The 16,705-nt window shown below is 70.6% G+C and carries 15 protein-coding genes and 1 tRNA gene; 6 read left to right on the plus strand and 10 right to left on the minus strand.

What is annotated here, in order from left to right:
* Nucleotides 1-561: 561 nt before the first annotated feature.
* The 4 genes from ACO0LV_RS04490 to ACO0LV_RS04505 all read right to left on the minus strand — a co-directional run bounded on the left by ACO0LV_RS04490 (nt 562) and on the right by ACO0LV_RS04505 (nt 3,848).
* The gene (locus tag ACO0LV_RS04490) at nt 562-732 is read right to left on the minus strand and encodes a hypothetical protein (RefSeq protein WP_424786679.1); all 171 of its coding nucleotides are present in this window, start codon (nt 730-732) and stop codon (nt 562-564) included.
* 294 nt (nt 733-1,026) lie between these two features.
* Nucleotides 1,027-1,099: transfer RNA gene (locus ACO0LV_RS04495), tRNA-Thr, on the minus strand.
* A gap of 49 nt (nt 1,100-1,148) precedes the next feature.
* Nucleotides 1,149-1,916 (minus strand): DsbA family protein, encoded by a 768-nt coding sequence (locus ACO0LV_RS04500; protein ID WP_424786680.1) that lies wholly within the window; start codon nt 1,914-1,916, stop codon nt 1,149-1,151.
* A gap of 183 nt (nt 1,917-2,099) precedes the next feature.
* The gene (locus tag ACO0LV_RS04505; RefSeq protein ID WP_424786681.1) at nt 2,100-3,848 is read right to left on the minus strand and encodes a protein kinase domain-containing protein; all 1,749 of its coding nucleotides are present in this window, start codon (nt 3,846-3,848) and stop codon (nt 2,100-2,102) included.
* 214 nt (nt 3,849-4,062) lie between these two features.
* Here ACO0LV_RS04505 and ACO0LV_RS04510 point away from each other — a divergent pair, with 214 nt between their 5' ends.
* From ACO0LV_RS04510 to cysK, 5 genes are all read left to right on the plus strand, one after another.
* The gene (locus ACO0LV_RS04510) at nt 4,063-5,535 is read left to right on the plus strand and encodes an alpha,alpha-trehalose-phosphate synthase (UDP-forming) (protein WP_424786682.1); all 1,473 of its coding nucleotides are present in this window, start codon (nt 4,063-4,065) and stop codon (nt 5,533-5,535) included.
* Nucleotides 5,535-6,401 (plus strand): trehalose-phosphatase, encoded by an 867-nt coding sequence (otsB, locus tag ACO0LV_RS04515; RefSeq protein ID WP_424786683.1) that lies wholly within the window; start codon nt 5,535-5,537, stop codon nt 6,399-6,401. Before ACO0LV_RS04510 ends, otsB begins: the two co-directional genes overlap by 1 nt.
* 140 nt (nt 6,402-6,541) lie before the next feature.
* Nucleotides 6,542-7,666, plus strand: a complete 1,125-nt coding sequence (locus tag ACO0LV_RS04520) for an ABC transporter ATP-binding protein (RefSeq protein WP_424786684.1) — start codon at nt 6,542-6,544, stop codon at nt 7,664-7,666.
* Between the two features lie 162 nt (nt 7,667-7,828).
* Nucleotides 7,829-9,079 (plus strand): DUF4032 domain-containing protein, encoded by a 1,251-nt coding sequence (locus tag ACO0LV_RS04525; RefSeq protein WP_424786685.1) that lies wholly within the window; start codon nt 7,829-7,831, stop codon nt 9,077-9,079.
* Nucleotides 9,080-9,215: 136 nt separating this feature from the next.
* Nucleotides 9,216-10,157, plus strand: a complete 942-nt coding sequence (cysK, locus tag ACO0LV_RS04530; RefSeq protein WP_424786686.1) for a cysteine synthase A — start codon at nt 9,216-9,218, stop codon at nt 10,155-10,157.
* Between the two features lie 75 nt (nt 10,158-10,232).
* Here cysK and ACO0LV_RS04535 read toward each other — a convergent pair whose 3' ends face one another.
* The 6 genes from ACO0LV_RS04535 to ACO0LV_RS04560 form a co-directional block, all read right to left on the minus strand.
* Entirely contained in the window at nt 10,233-11,534 is a 1,302-nt protein-coding gene (locus tag ACO0LV_RS04535; RefSeq protein WP_424786687.1) for a hypothetical protein, read from the minus strand.
* Between the two features lie 78 nt (nt 11,535-11,612).
* On the minus strand, nt 11,613-12,560 hold the full coding sequence (rlmB, locus tag ACO0LV_RS04540; RefSeq protein WP_424786688.1) for a 23S rRNA (guanosine(2251)-2'-O)-methyltransferase RlmB: 948 nt from the start codon (nt 12,558-12,560) through the stop codon (nt 11,613-11,615).
* Entirely contained in the window at nt 12,560-13,999 is a 1,440-nt protein-coding gene (gene cysS / locus ACO0LV_RS04545; protein WP_424786689.1) for a cysteine--tRNA ligase, read from the minus strand. Before cysS ends, rlmB begins: the two co-directional genes overlap by 1 nt.
* 136 nt (nt 14,000-14,135) lie before the next feature.
* Nucleotides 14,136-14,636 (minus strand): 2-C-methyl-D-erythritol 2,4-cyclodiphosphate synthase, encoded by a 501-nt coding sequence (gene ispF / locus ACO0LV_RS04550; RefSeq protein WP_424786690.1) that lies wholly within the window; start codon nt 14,634-14,636, stop codon nt 14,136-14,138.
* Nucleotides 14,637-14,640: 4 nt separating this feature from the next.
* Nucleotides 14,641-15,396 (minus strand): IspD/TarI family cytidylyltransferase, encoded by a 756-nt coding sequence (locus ACO0LV_RS04555; protein WP_424786691.1) that lies wholly within the window; start codon nt 15,394-15,396, stop codon nt 14,641-14,643.
* A gap of 26 nt (nt 15,397-15,422) precedes the next feature.
* Nucleotides 15,423-15,905 (minus strand): CarD family transcriptional regulator, encoded by a 483-nt coding sequence (locus ACO0LV_RS04560; RefSeq protein ID WP_424786692.1) that lies wholly within the window; start codon nt 15,903-15,905, stop codon nt 15,423-15,425.
* 291 nt (nt 15,906-16,196) lie between these two features.
* Between ACO0LV_RS04560 and ACO0LV_RS04565 the strand changes: the two genes are divergently transcribed.
* Nucleotides 16,197-16,676 carry a hypothetical protein gene (locus tag ACO0LV_RS04565; RefSeq protein ID WP_424786693.1) on the plus strand — a complete coding sequence of 160 codons (480 nt, stop codon included), beginning with the start codon at nt 16,197-16,199 and terminating at the stop codon, nt 16,674-16,676.
* The last annotated feature ends 29 nt before the right edge of the window (nt 16,677-16,705 follow it).

Below are 16,705 nucleotides of genomic sequence, written 5' to 3' on the forward strand. Positions count from 1 at the left end.
CGTGCCTTGGCCGAACAGGAGTAGGAGCAGAACTGCGTTTCAACTTCTTTCTCTGCAGCGGGCAGAACTGCGCGCCACACCATTCACAGGTGATTACCACCACGAGACGACGCGACTTGTTGAGGTCCACCCTCGTCTTTCGCATCGCCTCCAGACCGGCGGGTGAATGGGTCGCTTCCATCGCCGACCGTGCTTTGGTTGCCCGAGCCGGGTCCCGGTTCGCAGTGAAGACCTCCTTCCTGGAGAACAACTTCTGAGCGTTCGCGGTGATCGTCGCCCGTGTCGCGTCTACCACGAACCGGCGCCCTCCCAGTCCGTGCGCCTGACGGTATTCAGCGGCCGTCATCTCGTGCCCCTTGAAGGCGTGCAGACCGAGGTGCATGAAGCGACGACCGCACTCGTGGCAGAGCAGCCCCGCAGCGGTCTCGTCGAGCATGCCGTAGCGCCCGAAACCGTCCACATCGCCGACCCGCATGAGAAACATCGTGACCGGTGCGAGGGACTCATGCACCCGATATGCGGGGCCCATCTCGCATCACGCGCCAGGAAGCCAACGGTGGTCTAGGAGTCCCCCGACCGCTCGATCGCACTGGCCCACACCCATACGGCGCCCGTCCGGCCGTGCTCATCGACGTACGCCACGCGGCCTGCTCGCGGCGTGTAGGCCACCGCCTCGCCGTCGATCCTCTGCCAGCCGTCCCGGCGGTGCAGCACCCACGCACGCACAGGCACGTGAGGCTCCAGGGCCCGTACCGGCTCCCCCACGGCACGCGGTGGCACCGATGGGTACTGGGTGCGAAGGGGTACGCGATCGGGATACCTGCCTTCACCTGTCACACCTACCAGTCGAACAGACGTGCTGGCTTGGCTGTGGGATCGACACCGCGTCGACCACGCCGGATGAGGGCGACACACCCGGGGATGCGATCTGCGGCGTTTTCGTTCACTAAGCGTTCACTGCCCGCGATTCACGTTCACTCACTTACGAAGCGAGTCAGTATCACTGCAGGTCAGAGGGCTAGAGAGAGCCACCTGTCGGACTCGAACCGACGACCGTCCGCTTACAAGGCGGGTGCTCTACCAACTGAGCTAAGGTGGCGGGTTCCTGCGGCTCCGGACCGCAGGCGCACCAGTGAGTCTGCCAGGTGCTACGCCTGGGAGCGGATGAACTCCGGGAGCTCCCCGGGGTTCAGCCAGTTCTGGCCCTCCTGCTCGGCGTCGACCTCGGTGCCGTCGACGAAGATCGTGGGTGTGCCCATCGCACCGTCCCGTCGGCCTTGGTCGCTGGCCACCTGCACCCACTCGGTGAAGGTGCCGTCGGTGATCGTGTTCGCCACGTCCTCGGGCACGCCCACGCTGACGGCGACCTCGATGATCTGCTCGTCCGAGGCACCCGGCTCCAGGCTTGCGAACATCTGCTCGTTGAAGTCGACCAGGTGCTCCGGTGACCGATCGGCCACCGCGGCCATCGCCGCACCGGCACGCACGGAGTACTCATTCAGATAGGCCACCGGGTGGTAGATCGCGGTCACTTCACCCGCGTCGGTCATCTCGGCGATGTCGGCGCCGTTGACCTCCTCGAACCGCTCACACCACACGCAGGAGTAATCCAGGTAGATCTGCACCTCGACGGCGTCCTCGTTCGGACTGCCGACTCCCTCGGCACCGACCACGAAGCCACCGCGGTCGTTCGCACCGGCGGGGACCTCGCCCTCGAAGTCGCTGAACAGGGTGCGCTGGGAGGACTGCCAGATGATCAGCCCGGCCACCGCAATCAGCACGACGATCACCGCAGCGATCACACCGATGATGATGCGTTGCTTGCGGTCCTGCGCCTGGGCCTGGTTCCGCAGTATCTCCGCCTGGGCGCGCGCCGCCTCGCGGCGTGCGGTCTTGTCCATGCTCTTCGAAGCCAACGCGGGAGTTCCTTTCCGACAGCAGGCACTACAACGGGTAGCCCCTTGCGTTCAGGATACGTGCTGGCCCGACGTCGCTACAGGCACCGGTGCTGTGGCACTGGCCACTCGGCACCGGCCGCGGCGCTCACCGTGCTGGTGACGGCGGGCAGGTCAGCGTGCGGGTATTCGGAACGTGGATACTCAGAAGGTGGGCACCGCGGGCGCCGGTGCCGGGTCCCAGACGACCTCGGCCCCGAAGCCCGCCACCGCCAGCAACATCACCAATCCCACCAGGACGCCGGCCCCGGCCCAGATCCGGGCCACGCGCGCCGAGGGCGCCAGCACCGCCAGCACGTGCCGGGCACCGGTGCGGGCACTCGTGCTCGAGGGGATCCACCACAGCAGCAGGGTGAGCGCAGCCATCGCCAGGGCCACCACACCGGTGTGCGGGAGCCGGGAGGCGCCCAATCCCCAGATCACCACCGCCGCCAGGGCACCGACCATCAGGCCCGGGACCGTCAGCAGAGTCCCGGAGAGCAGGTACCAGGGGCTACCGGCGATCACCCGGGCGGAATCGGAGCGACGCCGCCCGTAGTGCAGCCGCCGTTCCCGCAGCGCTTCGGCGCCGACCCCGATCGCCCCGGTCAGGGCCATCACCACCGCCAGGCCGATCAGGGTCCAGGCGGGCCGGAGCGCGCCCAGACCCACGACCGCCAGGAACCAGGCCCCCAGCACCGCCGGGCGGGTCCGCGGGCGTCGCGCCCAGGCCGGCATCGGCGCCGGTGCCTGCTCCTGCGGGTGCTGCCAGCCCTCCGGCCCGGCAGGGGCGGGGTGCACCGGTTGCACCGGCCGGCGGGCGGGTGCCGGTGTGACCGGTGCCTGCTGCCATTGCTGCTCCCCGGGCGCGTGCTGAGCCGGTGGCTGTGCCTGGCTCTGGGGGGGATACCCCGCGGCCGGCGCTGGGCCCTGCACCCCAGCGGCGCCCGCACCCGCGGCGCCCGCACCCGCGCCGCCGGCACCCGCAGCGCCGGCCGGCCAGGCACTCCGGCGATGCGGAGGAAAGGCCGGCGGCGCCGGGGGTCGTTGCGGCGCAGCCACCGTGGGGGTCTCGGCGATCACCACGGTGGGGGTGTGGCCGAGTGCGAACTCCCCCAGCGCCTTGCGTACCTGCCGGGGGTCGAGGCGGTGCTGCGGATCGGGGTGCAACGCGGCCCGTAGCACCGGCGCCAGCGGCTCGGGTACACCGTCCAGGTCCGGACGCCCGGTCTCCACTCTGCCCAGCACCGCGGCCAGCGGCCCCTTGCCGAACGGGGCACGGCCGGTGAAGGCGAACAGCAGGATCGCGGCCCAGCCCCACCAGTCCCCGGTGATGCCCGGGGCGGACCCGCGCATCACGGCGGGGTCCACATACCCCGGGGTGCCGGTCACCAGTCCGGTCTGGGTCAGGCGCGAATCATCGGCCAACTGGGAGATACCGAAGTCGATCACCACAGGTCCGGCGTCGGTGAGCATCACGTTGCCGGGTTTGAGGTCCCGGTGTACCACCCCGGCACCATGGATGGCGGCCAGGGCATCGGCCAATCCGTCAGCCAGATCGGCCACCTCGACCTCATCGAGCGGACCGTGCTCACGCACCGAGTCGTCCAGGGACTGCCCCTCGACCAACTCGGTGACGATGAAGGCCTCGGCGGAGTCGGACTCGGCGTCCAGCACCCGCGCCACGTGCGGGCCGCGGACCCGGTGCAGGGTGGCGATCTCACGGCGCAGCCGCGCCCTGGCGGCCGGGTCCGCGCTGATGCCCGGATGCAGCAGTTTCAGCGCCACCACCCGGTTGTCCCCGTCCAGCGCCTCATACACGGTGCCCATCCCGCCCGAGCCGAGGACGCTGCGCAGCCGGTAACCGCCCACCTCCTTGGGCACCGGCTGCGTGGTATCAGGGCTCGACGACATACGCCTCAAGGTACCCGCAGCAACCCGATCGGACGGTGTCCGGCGCCCCGTCCCGCACCGAATACCGCGGCCGTCGGGCGCCCGGCCCGGTACGCCGTGTTCGCGATGACCGGCAACCGGCACTGAGGGCCGCGTGCACCCCGATCGGCACCTGGATAGGCTGAGCGGGGGCCGGTACTGGGCATCTCGAACAAGTGAAACTCGATGGAGTGGCATGGCGAAGAACAGGTCAGCAGGTTCAACCGGTCGGGGCCACGACTTCGTGGTGGTGGCCAACCGGCTCCCGGTCGATGCCACCGTCGACCAGGACGGGACCGTGCAGTGGACCCGCTCCCCCGGCGGGCTGGTGACGGCCTTAGCGCCACTGATGCGCTCCGGTGACGGCGCCTGGGTGGGCTGGCCGGGCCGTACCGAGGAGGACCTGGACCCGTTCGAGGCCGATGGCATCCACCTGCGGCCGGTGCCGCTGACGCAGCAGGAGGTCACCGACTACTACGAAGGCTTCTCCAACGCCACCCTGTGGCCGCTGTACCACGACGTGATCGTGCCCCCGGAGTACCACCGGCACTGGTGGAACACCTATCGCAAAGTCAACGAACGCTTCGCCACCGAGGCTGCCGACGCCGCCGACGAGGGTGCCGAGGTGTGGGTACAGGATTACCAGCTGCAACTGGTCCCGGCGATGCTGCGCCGGATGCGACCGGACCTGCGCATCGGCTTCTTCAACCACATCCCCTTCCCACCGGTGGAACTGTTCGGCCAACTGCCGTGGCGGTCGGCGGTGATCGAGGGCCTGCTCGGGGCGGACTTGGTGGGCTTCCAGCGCAGTGGGGACGCCGCGAACTTCCTGCGCGCGGTGCGCCGCTTCACCACCCACAGCACCCGGGGCAACGAGATCGCCATCGACCCGGGCACCCAGGCCGATGACGCCGACGACGCCCATAACACCGGGCGCCGACAGGTCCGCGCCGCCGCGTTCCCGATCTCCATCGATGCCGCCCACTTCGACGAGGTGGCGCGCAGTGAGCCGGTACTGGAGCGCGCCGCCCAGATCCGCAGGGAACTGGGCGATCCGAGGACGGTGCTGCTCGGCGTGGACCGCCTGGACTACACCAAGGGGATCCGGCACCGGTTCAAGGCCTTCGGGGAGTTGTTGGACGAAGGCAAGATCACCGCCCCCGGCACGGCGCTGGTGCAGGTGGCCAGTCCCAGCCGGGAGCGGGTGGAGCAGTACCAGGCACTGCGCCACCAGATCGAGGAATCCGTGGGGCATATCAACGGCCAGCACGGCTCCCTCGCGGGCGCCGCGATCTACTACATGCACCACTCCTACCCGATGGAGGAGATGGCGGCGCTGTACCTGGCCGCCGACGTGATGCTGGTGACGTCCCTGCGGGACGGGATGAACCTGGTGGCCAAGGAGTACGCCGCCGCCCGCCACGACCTGGGTGGAGTGCTGGTGCTCAGCGAGTTCGCCGGTGCGGCCGCCGACCTGCCGCAGGCGCTGCTGATCAACCCGCACGACATCGAGGGCACCAAGGCCGCGATCATGCGCGCCATCGACATGCCCGAGCGGGACCGACGACGACGGATGCGCGCCCTGCGCAGGCGGGTGATGGACAACGACGTGCGCCAGTGGGCGCAGGCGTTCCTGTCCACACTCCAGGCCCTCACCCAGGAGCGCTGATGACGTCCCCACACACCCCGGGCGCGGGCAGCGATTCCCCTGCGCCGGCGGCGGCACCCACCCCACCCGCCGAACTGGCCGAGCACCTGGCCACCTTCGTCCGGGCCGAGCACCTCCTGGTGGCCCTGGACTTCGACGGCGTGCTGGCACCGCTGGTCCCCGACCCCAACCGGTCCCGGCCGATCCCGCGGGCCGCCGAAGCGCTGGTGCGCCTGTCCGGGGCCGACGCCGTCCAACTCGCCCTGGTCTCCGGCCGGCCGGCAGCAGACCTGGCCGAGTTGGCCACGCCACCGGCGGGCACCTGGCTGGTCGGCAGCCACGGCGCCCAGACCGGGCAGGTCGAACCCGACGGCACCGTGCAGATGATGCCGTTCGATCTGGAGCCCGGGGCGCGCGAATTGCTGACCAGGGTCACCGACGCCCTGGAGCGCATCGCCGCCGAACCGGAGTTCGACGGCGCCTGGGTGGAGCACAAACCCGCCTCCGCCGCGCTGCACACCCGTCCCGTGGCCGACGCCGAGGCGGCCCAGCGGGCGCTGGCGTTCGCACTGGCCGGGCCGGGCAGTTGGCCGGGCACCTACACCCAGCCGGGCAACCAGGTGGTGGAGATCCCGGTGGTGCAGGCCACCAAGGGAGAGGCGGTGGCCACTCTGCGCCACCGGTTGCGCACCGAACGCGACGGCGCGGGCGTTGCCGTCCTGTTCGCCGGCGACGACGTCACCGATGAGACGGCCCTGGCCGTACTGGGCGAGGGCGACCTGGGCGTGAAAGTGGGCACCGCCGAGTCCGTGGCCACCGTGCGGGTGGCCGATGAGGAGGCCATGGCCGAACTCCTGCACGCACTGGCGGACCTGCGCGAGCAGTGAGATGCCTCACGCGGCGAAGAACGTGACGTGTGGCACAATGACTCTCGGCCGGTGTTCCTCACCGGCTGTGTCAGCGGAGACACTCTGACACTCTTCACAACGGATCGTCCGGCACGTACCTGCCGGTGGAGGGAATCATCATGGCAACGGTCACTTTCGACCACGCGACCCGGACCTACCCGGGCACTGAGCGTCCCGCTGTGGACGCACTCAACCTGGAGATCGCCGACGGCGAGTTCCTGGTCCTCGTAGGCCCCTCGGGTTGCGGTAAGTCCACCTCGCTGCGGATGCTCGCCGGCCTGGAGGACGTCAACTCCGGCCGCATCCTGATCGGTGACCGCGACGTCACCGACGTGCAGCCCAAGGACCGGGACATCGCGATGGTGTTCCAGAACTACGCGCTGTACCCGCACATGTCGGTGGCCGACAACATGGGCTTCGCCCTGAAGATCGCCGGTAACCCCAAGTCCGAGATCCGTGAGCGGGTGGAGAACGCCGCCAAGATCCTGGACCTGAGCGAGTACCTGGACCGTAAGCCGAAGGCCCTCTCCGGTGGTCAGCGTCAGCGTGTGGCGATGGGCCGCGCGATCGTGCGTAACCCGCAGGTGTTCCTCATGGATGAACCGCTGTCCAACCTGGATGCCAAACTGCGTGTGTCCACCCGCACCCAGATCGCTTCGCTGCAGCGCCGCCTGGGGGTCACCACCGTGTACGTGACCCACGACCAGACCGAGGCGCTGACCATGGGTGACCGCATCGCGGTGCTCGACCACGGCGTGCTCCAGCAGGTGGGCACCCCCCGGGAGATGTACGACACCCCGGCGAACGTGTTCGTGGCCGGCTTCATCGGCTCCCCGGCGATGAACCTGGGCTCCTTCGGTGTCTCCGAGGGCAAGGCCCACCTGGGTAACACCCACATCCCGCTGGCCCGCACCACGCAGGATGCCCTCACCGAGGCCGACAAGAACGAGATCACCCTCGGCTTCCGTCCCGAGTCGCTGGACCTGACCACCGAGGGCGACGAGGGCGCCTTCCCGGTCGACGTGAACGTGGTGGAGGAACTCGGTTCCGACGCCTTCGTCTACGGCCAACTGGGCGACAAGGAGGTGGCCGAGCACGTCACCTCCGGTGCCGGTGAGGCGCAGGTCATCGTGCGCACCGACCCGCGCAAGGTCCCGATGAAGGGCGACCGGATCTACGTCCGGATCCGCGAGGGTGAGTCGCACGTGTTCTCCTCCGCGACCGGTGAGCGTCTGCCGAACTGATCAGACCGGTGAACGCGCACTGAGACATGCGCAGGAACGGGGCGGGATCCAACCGGGATCCCGCCCCGTTCCGCATGTGCCGCCAGTGCCCGCAGTGCCGCCAGCGCCGGCTCCACCCCTTGAGTTTCCCGGCCACCGCGTGGGGCTGTCAGAATCATCTGCATGCCCACCTCGTTGCAGATCACCGCGGCCGCACCGGACCCAGCCCTGCTGGACCTGCCCTGGCACGTGCCGCTGGAGGACTGGCCGGCCGAGACGATCGCGGCGCTGCCCCGCGGTATCTCCCGGCACATCGTGCGGTTCGTGCGCCTGTCCGGCCGCGTCATCGCGATCAAGGAGATCGGGGAATCGGTCGCCTACCGCGAGTACCAGTTGCTGCGGGACCTGAACCGGCTCGACGTGCCCTCGGTGCGCCCGGTCGGGGTGATCACCGGCCGGCGCAGTCCCGATGGCGAGGCACTGAACTCCGCCCTGGTCACCGAGCACCTGCGGTTCTCCCTGCCCTACCGCGCCCTGTTCAGCCGGCACCTGGCCCCCGAGACGGCCACCCGGCTCATCGACGCCCTGGCCGTGCTGCTGGTGCGGCTGCACCTGACCGGCTTCTACTGGGGTGACGTGTCCCTGTCCAACACCCTGTTCCGGCGCGACGCGGGAGAGTTCGCCGCCTACCTCGTCGACGCCGAGACGGGGGAGCTGCACGGCGAACTCACCCGCGGCCAGCGTGAGTACGACCTGGAGATCGCCCGGGTGAACATCATCGGGGAACTGATGGACCTGGACGCCGGGGACCTGCTGATGGAGGAGGTGGACACCGTCGCCATCGGCGAGATGCTCGTGGAGCGCTACCAGGACCTGTGGTCGACGCTGACCGACCTCGAAGAGTTCGGCACCGCCGATCGCTGGCGGGTCGCGGACCGGATCCGGCGGCTGAACGCCCTGGGTTACGACGTGGGCGAACTGCAGATCACCACCGACATCGACGGCACCTCGGTACAGATCCAGCCCAAGGTGGTCGACGCCGGCCACCACCACCGGCGTCTGATGCGCCTGACCGGTCTGGACGTGCAGGAGAACCAGGCCCGCCGGTTGCTCAACGACATGGACACCTACCGGGCGGCCACCGACCGGCTCGGCGACGACGAGGAGTACGTGGCCCACGACTGGCTCACCGAGGTGTTCGAGCCGACCGTGCGGGCGGTGCCCCGAGATCTCAGCCGGAAGCTGGAGCCGGCCGAGATCTTCCACGAGATGCTCGAACACCGCTGGTTCATGGCCCAGGAGCGCGGGCGGGACGTGCCGCTGCCGGAGGTGGTCACCTCCTACATCGAGAGCGTGCTGCGCCACCGTCCCGATGAGGACGCGGTGCTCGGCGGACCGCCCACCGACACCATCGCCCGCGTCAGCGACGAGTGACACCGCAGACCGGCCGCGGACCGACCCGGCACACCGGCGCCGCCCAGGATCCGGACGGGGCGCCGTCGTCGGCCCTTCCGGGCCCGCCGGTACCGTACGCTCCGCAGGCACCCTGACACCTCTTCTTGGAGCATCGATGGCACGCATCTACGCCGACCTGACCGAACTGGTCGGACACACCCCGCTGGTGCGGGTGGGCGCCCTGAGCGCCGAGCACCTGCACGCCCGGGTCCTGGTCAAGCTGGAGTCCCAGAACCCCGGCTTCAGCGTCAAGGATCGCACCGCGCTGGCGATCGTGCGCGCCGCGGAGGCCGATGGGCGGCTCCGCCCGGGCGGCACGATCCTGGAGGCCACCAGCGGCAACACCGGGATCGCCTTCGCCTGGATCGGCGCCGTGCTCGGCTACCGGGTGGTCATCGTGATGCCCGACGACGTGTCCTCCGAACGTGCGGCGGTGCTTCGGGCGCTGGGTGCTGAGGTGATCTTCACCCCCGGCACCGAGGGGATGGCCGGGGCCAACCAGCACGCGAACGCCATGGTGGAGGCCGATCCGGACCTGTTCCTGTCCGGGCAGGGCGGGAACCCGGCGAACCCGCACGTGCATGAGACCACCACCGGGCCGGAGATCTGGGCCGACACCGACGGGCAGGTGGACGTGCTGGTGGCCACCACCGGGACCGGTGGGACGATCAGCGGGGCCGGGCGGTACCTGCGCACGAAGAACCCGCGGGTGCAGTTGTTCGGGGTGGAACCGGCCGAGGCGGCGGTGCTGAACGGCCAGGAGTGGCATCCGCACAAGATCCAGGGCATCACCGGCGGCAACGGCGTCCCGCCCGTGACCGACCTGGACTTGCTCGACGGCGTGCTGCAGGTCCCCCAGGATGAGGCGATCGAGGTGGCCCGCTCCGCGTTTCGCACCGAGGGCCTGATCGTGGGCGTCTCCTCCGGCGCCGCCCTGCACGCCGCGCTGCAACTGGCCCGGCGCGAGGAGTACGCCGGGCGCACGATCGTGGCGATTCTGCCCGACACCGGCGAGCGCTACATCTCCTCGGAACTGTTCGACCACGTGCGCCAGTAGCGCCGGGCCGGTGGCCGTGGGCTTCTGCGGCTGCCGCTGGTGATCCGCAGGTGCGCCTCTAGGGCGGGCGGGTCCTCAGGCGCGGGTGCGCCACCGCCTCAGCCACGGCAGCGCAGCCAAGCCAAGGTTCGCCGCAGCGGCGGTGCCCAGCACACCGGCCAACAGACCCCACCACTTACCCCCAGGGGCTCCGGCGTCGTTGCGGCTCAGGGCCGTGCGCAACGCGAACAGCGCACCGGCCAGTTGCACCAACCCGGCTACCGGGGTGGTCCAGGCCAGGGTGGGGTGCTCGTCGGGGTCGGCGATCCGGTAGGCGGCCTCGGAGGCCTCGGTGGCGTGGCGACGCATCTGCTCCACGTTCGCCCGGGCCTGTTCCCGGGCCTGCTCGCGGGCGTCGTCGGCCACCTCGCGCATGTGCTCCACGTGCGCCCTGGCCTCGTCCGCTGCCTCGTCCATGGCGCGGCGCACCGCATCTGCCACCGTCATCGGATCCAGTTCCACCGCGCCGGGCACCTCGGCCGCCGGGATCTGGTCGTGCAGGAACCGCGTCACCACCTCCGGCAGCCCCAGGCTGGGGACGATGCCCAGCAGGCCCCGCGCACCGTCGGCCACGAGCGCCTCGGTGAGCGCGTCGGTATCGGCCTCCGGCACGGCAGCGCGCAGGCTCCGCACCAGCGCATCGGGGCCGAGTTTGTCGCGCACGAACGGCTGCACCACCTCGGCGGCCTCGGTGGGCACCACCGTGACGGTGGCGTCCCAGGAGTGCAGGTGCGCTTCGCCGGGTTCGGACAGCACGCTGATCGAGGGGAACGAGGACCCCTTCTCCAGCACCACCACCGGCAGGTGCTCATCGCGCCACTGTAGCGAGGTCAGCGCCGGGCCGTCCGGAACGAAGACCACCTGGTACTCGCCCGACTCCAGCACCCACAGCACCGTGTTGGCCTTGGTGGCCAGATCGTGCAGGTCTCGCGTGGAGGCTCGGGTGACCACCACCGCACGTTCGGGCAGCCGGGTGGAGGCCAGGTCGATCTCGGAGCCGAACGGGTCGAAGTCCTCATCGTCCTCTGTCTTGGCGCCGACGCCCTCGACCACGATCTCCTCGAAGACCACCAGTGCCTGGCACTCGGTGGCCAGCGCCTCGGCCAGGTCCGACAGGTGCGGTCCGGGCACGATCTCAGTACGGCCGGCCGAGAGCACCGCCACCCGGCGCTCCTCATCCACGGCCACCGCCACCGCGACCGAGAACGGGGCGTCCGGGTCGGACTCGATCAGCCCGATCACCTGGGCACCGTCCAGGAATCCCTCGGCCCGTGCGGCGTGCGGCGTCGCGGTGCTGACCAGCCCGGCGCACCGCCGCCACCCTGTTGAACTGCTCATGGCACGAGCCTACCTACCCGACCTGTACCGGTCCTGCGCTCAGGCGGGTGCGCCGTCGATCCGGGGCCCCGCCTGGGGTCAGCCCTCGGCCCGCTGGCGGGCCACCTCGTACAGCGCGATGCCGATCGCCGTGCCGGCGTTGAGGGATTCCATCGAGGCCGAGATCGGGATGGAGACCAGAGCGTCGCAGGTTTCCCGGACCAACCTGCCCAGGCCTTTGCCCTCCGAGCCCAGCACCAACACCAACGGCTCGTGCACCACCGGCAACTCGGCCACCGGCGTCTGTGCTTCACCGTCCAGGCCCACCACGAAGCAGCCGGCCTTCTTGTACTCACCCAGGGCACGCACCAGGTTGGTTGCCCGGGCCACCGGCACCCGGGCTGCGGCCCCGGCGGACACCTTCCACGCCGAGGCGGTCAGGCCGGCCGAGCGCCGCTGCGGGATGAGCACCCCGTGCGCGCCGAAGGCACCGGCGCTGCGCAGGGTGGCTCCGAGGTTGCGCGGGTCGGTGACCGAGTCCAGCGCGACGATCAACGGGGCGCCCGGGGCGTCGGTGCTGAGCAGGTCCGCCGGCTCGGCATAGGTGTAGGTGGGCACCTGCAGCCCGACCCCCTGGTGCACCCCGCCATCGGTGAGACGGTCGAGTTCGGTCCGGGTCACCTCCAGCAGCGGGATGCCCCGATCGGCGATGATTCGGCGGATCTCGGCGGTGCGCTCATCCCCACCGACGCCGGTGGCCACGTACCCGGTGGAGGCCGGGATGTCCGCCCGCAGGGCTTCCAGCACCGAGTTGCGCCCCCCGATCACCTCATAGGGCCGGTCTCCCGCGGCTCGGGACCTGCGTGGCGCGGAGCGTTCGGCACTGGCCTTGCGCTTGGCTGCCGGGTGGTAAGGGCGGTCCTCGGCCTTGGGGGTGGGACCTTTACCGCGCAGCGACTTGCGACCCTGCCCGCCGGATCCGACCTGGGCGCCCTTCTTGGTCCCGGTCTTGCGGACGGCGCCGCGGCGCTTGGAGTTACCGGCCATCAGTGATCCCCTCGCAGGCTCCAGCGGGCACCGCCGGAGGAGTCCTCCACCACCACACCGGCGGCTTGGAGCTGGTCGCGCAGTTCGTCGGCTCGCGGCCAGTCCTTGTCCGCGCGGGCCCGCGCGCGAGCGGTGAGCACCTGGGAGATGAGCGCGTCGAGCACCGCGGAAGTCCCGTCGTCACCGGTTTCGGCCGCCCCGCGCCAGGGCTCGGCATACGGGTCCAGACCGAGTACGGCGAGCATGGCGCGCACCTGCAGGGCGATCTCGCCGGCCTCCCGGCCCGCGGCGAGGGCGCTGTTGCCGTGGCGCACGTGCTCGTGCACCGCGGCCAGGGCCGCCGAGACGTTCAGATCCTCGTCCATGGCTGCGCTGAAGGCCTCGGGCAACTCCACCCGGTCCAGTTCCTGGGCGGTGGCGGTGCTGATCCGCTCGGCCTGGGCCGAAGCAGCGGCGCCGGCCCGGTCCAGCAGTCCGGTGATGCGCTGCCAGGCGGCGGCGGCATCGGAGAGGGTGGAGTCGGAGAATTCCAGTGCGGACCGGTAGTGCACCGCTCCGAGGGCGTAGCGCAGCACCATCGGGGAGGTGCGCTGGAGCACGACCTCGGTGAGCAGGGAGTTGCCCAGCGACTTGCTCATCTTCTCCCCGCCGGTGGTGACCCAGGCGTTGTGCATCCACAGCCTGGCGAAGCCCCAGCCGGCGGCCCAGGACTGGGCCTGCTCGTTCTCGTGGTGCGGAAAACGCAGGTCGATCCCGCCGCCGTGGATGTCGAAGGAGGTGCCCAGGTACTTGCGCGCCATCGCCGAGCACTCCAGGTGCCACCCGGGCCGTCCGCGGCCGTAGGGCGTGGGCCAGGCCGCGGTAGCGGGCTCGCCCTCCTTGTGCGCCTTCCACAGCGCGAAGTCGTGCGGGTTGCGCTTGTCCGAGGCGGCCTCCTCCACGGTGGTCATGTTCTCCACCAGTTGGCGGGTCAACGCCCCGTAGCTGCCGAAGCTGTGCACATCGAAGTACACGTTCCCGGGATCCCCGGTGTAGGCATGGCCACGTTCGATGAGCAACTCGATGAGTTCGACCATCTCGGTGATGTGACCGGTGGCCCGGGGTTCATAGGTGGGCGGAGCGACCCCGAGCGCGTCGTAGGCGCGGGTGAACTCGCGCTCGTACCGGTAGGCCCAGGCCCACCAGGGCGCACCGGCCTCGGCGGACTTGGACAGGATCTTGTCGTCGATGTCGGTGACGTTGCGCACCAGCGTCACCTGGTAGCCGCTGCGGCGCAACCAGCGGGTGAGGATGTCGAAGGCGACGGCGGAGCGCATGTGCCCGATGTGCGGGGAGCCCTGCACGGTGGCACCGCACAGGTAGATGCCCACCTTGCCCGGGACCTCGGGCTCGAAGCGGCGCACCTCGCGGGTGGCGGAGTCATACAGATGCAGCGACATTCAGTCGAGTTTATCGGTGCCGGCCGCTCCCGGGCGCCGCACCCTGCCAGGGGCGGCGGGCTCCCGCCGACCGGCACACCCTGACCGACCTGCCAGCTGCTGCTCGCCGCGTAACCAGGGACCCTCCCGGGCACCCTCAACCGGGGCCGGCCACCACCAGCGCGGTGGCGATCGCGGCCAGCCCTTCGCCGCGGCCGGTCAGGCCCAGCCCGTCGGTGGTGGTGGCGCTCAGGGTCACGGGTGCACCGGCGGCCGCGGACAACAACTCCTGGGCACGGCCGCGGTGCGGGGCGAGCCTGGGCCGGTTCCCGATCACCTGCACCGCCACGTTCCCGACCACGAAGCCCGCGGCGCGGACCCGGCTCGCCGCCTCACCCAGGATCTCAGTGCCGGCGGCCCCGGCCCAGCGTGGGTCGCTGGTGCCGAACACCGAACCCAGGTCCCCCACCCCGGCGGCCACCAGCAAGGCGTCGGCGGCGGCGTGGGCGGCCACATCGCCGTCGGAGTGCCCGGTCAGGGCGATCTCATCGGGGAAGTAGATGCCGGCCAGGTACAGCCCGGACGTGCCATCGGTGGCGAAGGCGTGCACGTCCACACCGATACCGGTGCGCGGCACGGGCACTCGCGGGCTGCTCACCGGCTCACCAGCCCTCGTTCAGGTACATCTGGGCCACGGCCAGATCGTGCGGGTCGGTGATCTTCATCGCCGCGCGCTCCCCGGCCACCACGTGCACCTCGAGCGCGAGCGCCTCGACCAGGGCGGCGTCATCGGTGGCTGCGCTGTACTCGTGACGCCCGCGTGCGGCCCCGGAAGCGTGCGCCCGCCGCAGCACCTCGGCTCGGAAGCCCTGCGGGGTCTGCATGGCCCGGAGCCGGCCCCGCTCCACCACACCGCGGGCGCGGGCGGTGTCCTGCTCATCGACCATCCTGATCGTGTCGGTCACCGCCAGTCCGGGCACCACCGCGTCATGGCCGCCCTGGACGGCCCGGACCACCCGGGTGATCATCGACGACGGCGCGAGCGGGCGGGCGGCGTCGTGCACCAGGATCACCTCGTGGCCGGCACCGAGGCGCTCCAGTCCCGCGGCGACCGAGGCCTGCCGAGAGGGGTAGGTGCCCTCCACCACGTCAACCTCGACCCGGTCGGCGCCCGCTTGGCCCCCCGGCGACGCGTCGTGATCGGCAAAGGCCGCCAACGCGGCCCGGCGGACCTGCTCCCCGTAGCCGCGGGGCGCGGTCACCACGATGGTGCGCACCAGGCCGGTCGCCCGCAGACGGCTGACCGCGTGGGTGACCAGGGACCGGCCGCCCAGCATCACCAGGGCCTTGGGTTCCGGACTGCCGAGCCGGGTTCCGGCACCGGCCGCGACCAGTACCACCCCGGCGTTCGGTGCCAACGGCGGCTCCGGCGTCGGCCGCCGGTTCAGGAGGCCAGGACCTCGTCGAGCCGGGCCTCGGCCTGCTCTTCCTCGGTCTTCTCCGCAAGCGCGAGCTCGGAGACCAGGATCTGGCGGGCCCGGGCGAGCATCCGCTTCTCCCCGGCCGACAGTCCGCGGTCCGCGTCCCGTCGGGACAGGTCCCGGACCACCTCGGCCACCTTGATCACGTCTCCGGAGGCGATTTTCTCCACGTTCGCCTTGTACCGCCGCGACCAGTTGGTCGGCTCCTCGGTGTACGGGGCGCGCAGGACGTCGAACACCTCCTCCAGGCCTTCGGCGTCCACCACGTCGCGGACGCCGACCAGATCGACGTTGTCCGCCGGGACCTCGATCGTCAGATCACCCTGAGCGACCTTGAGCCGGAGATAGAGCTTCTCCTCACCGCGGATGATTCGTTTGGAGATTTCTTCGATCAGAGCCGCACCGTGGTGCGGGTAGACGACGGTTTCGCCGACTGTGAAGGACATGTGCAGGCACTCCCCTTTCGCGGAAGTCAAGTTTACCACGCCGTGACCTGGGCATTGGTCCCTGGGTCGGCTCCCCGAACCGGGCCGCGGACACTGCACAGACACCGGTCCGTCCCCACCCGCCGGACCCGCCCGTACCTCCGCCTGAGCACCGGTGTCCCGCTCGGAGGGTCCGGTGACTGCCCCTGGGCCGCACACAGTAGGCTGGTACCCGCGGCACGACAGGGCCGCGACCGATCTGTTGCACACGTTCGGTCCCACCACGCCGTCCCAGCCAGAAGGAGTGAGCCCGTGGCCCGCAGCGAGCACCACGCCCGCCTCCGCCGCCCTCTCATCGCCGTGGCCCTTGCGGTCATGATCGTCCTCGGTGCGTGCACGCCACCGATGACCATGAACCAGTACGCCGCCGGCGATGGTGCCCGGGCCAACCTGGGCAGCCAGGTCAAGGTGGAGAACCTGCTGGTGATCACGGAAGCAGAGGGTTCAGCCGGCACCCTGGTGGGCGGAGTGGTCAACCTGTGGGAGCAGGAGGCTGAGGTGAGCCTGTCCGTGCAGGACATGGGCGAAGCGGTCACGGTCACGGTGGACCCGGCGGCCACACTGCTGCTGCACCCCGAGCACGAGTCCGTGGTGCTGCCCGCGGTCCCGGTCGCGCCGGGGGCGACGCTGGAGGTACAGATCTCCACGGACAATTCAGGCTCGATCACCGTCCCGGTGCCGGTGCTGGACGGGACGCTCGATCCCTACCAGGACTACCTGCCCGAGGGGTAACGAGGGCGGTCCCTGAGTTCCTGGGCTCG

Origin of the sequence: Pseudactinotalea sp. Z1739 (genome assembly GCF_049725055.1) — a bacterium.
GTDB lineage: Bacteria > Actinomycetota > Actinomycetes > Actinomycetales > Beutenbergiaceae > CALKWS01.

Coding starts and splice junctions, on each gene's coding strand:
- ACO0LV_RS04535 (WP_424786687.1), bottom strand. CDS start 11,534: ATGAGCAGTTCAACAGGGTGGCGGCGGTGCGCCGGGCTGGTCAGCACC.
- cysK (WP_424786686.1), top strand. CDS start 9,216: ATGGCACGCATCTACGCCGACCTGACCGAACTGGTCGGACACACCCCG.
- ACO0LV_RS04505 (WP_424786681.1), bottom strand. CDS start 3,848: ATGTCGTCGAGCCCTGATACCACGCAGCCGGTGCCCAAGGAGGTGGGC.
- ACO0LV_RS04525 (WP_424786685.1), top strand. CDS start 7,829: ATGCCCACCTCGTTGCAGATCACCGCGGCCGCACCGGACCCAGCCCTG.
- ACO0LV_RS04560 (WP_424786692.1), bottom strand. CDS start 15,905: ATGTCCTTCACAGTCGGCGAAACCGTCGTCTACCCGCACCACGGTGCG.
- otsB (WP_424786683.1), top strand. CDS start 5,535: ATGACGTCCCCACACACCCCGGGCGCGGGCAGCGATTCCCCTGCGCCG.
- ACO0LV_RS04520 (WP_424786684.1), top strand. CDS start 6,542: ATGGCAACGGTCACTTTCGACCACGCGACCCGGACCTACCCGGGCACT.
- rlmB (WP_424786688.1), bottom strand. CDS start 12,560: ATGGCCGGTAACTCCAAGCGCCGCGGCGCCGTCCGCAAGACCGGGACC.
- cysS (WP_424786689.1), bottom strand. CDS start 13,999: ATGTCGCTGCATCTGTATGACTCCGCCACCCGCGAGGTGCGCCGCTTC.
- ACO0LV_RS04510 (WP_424786682.1), top strand. CDS start 4,063: ATGGCGAAGAACAGGTCAGCAGGTTCAACCGGTCGGGGCCACGACTTC.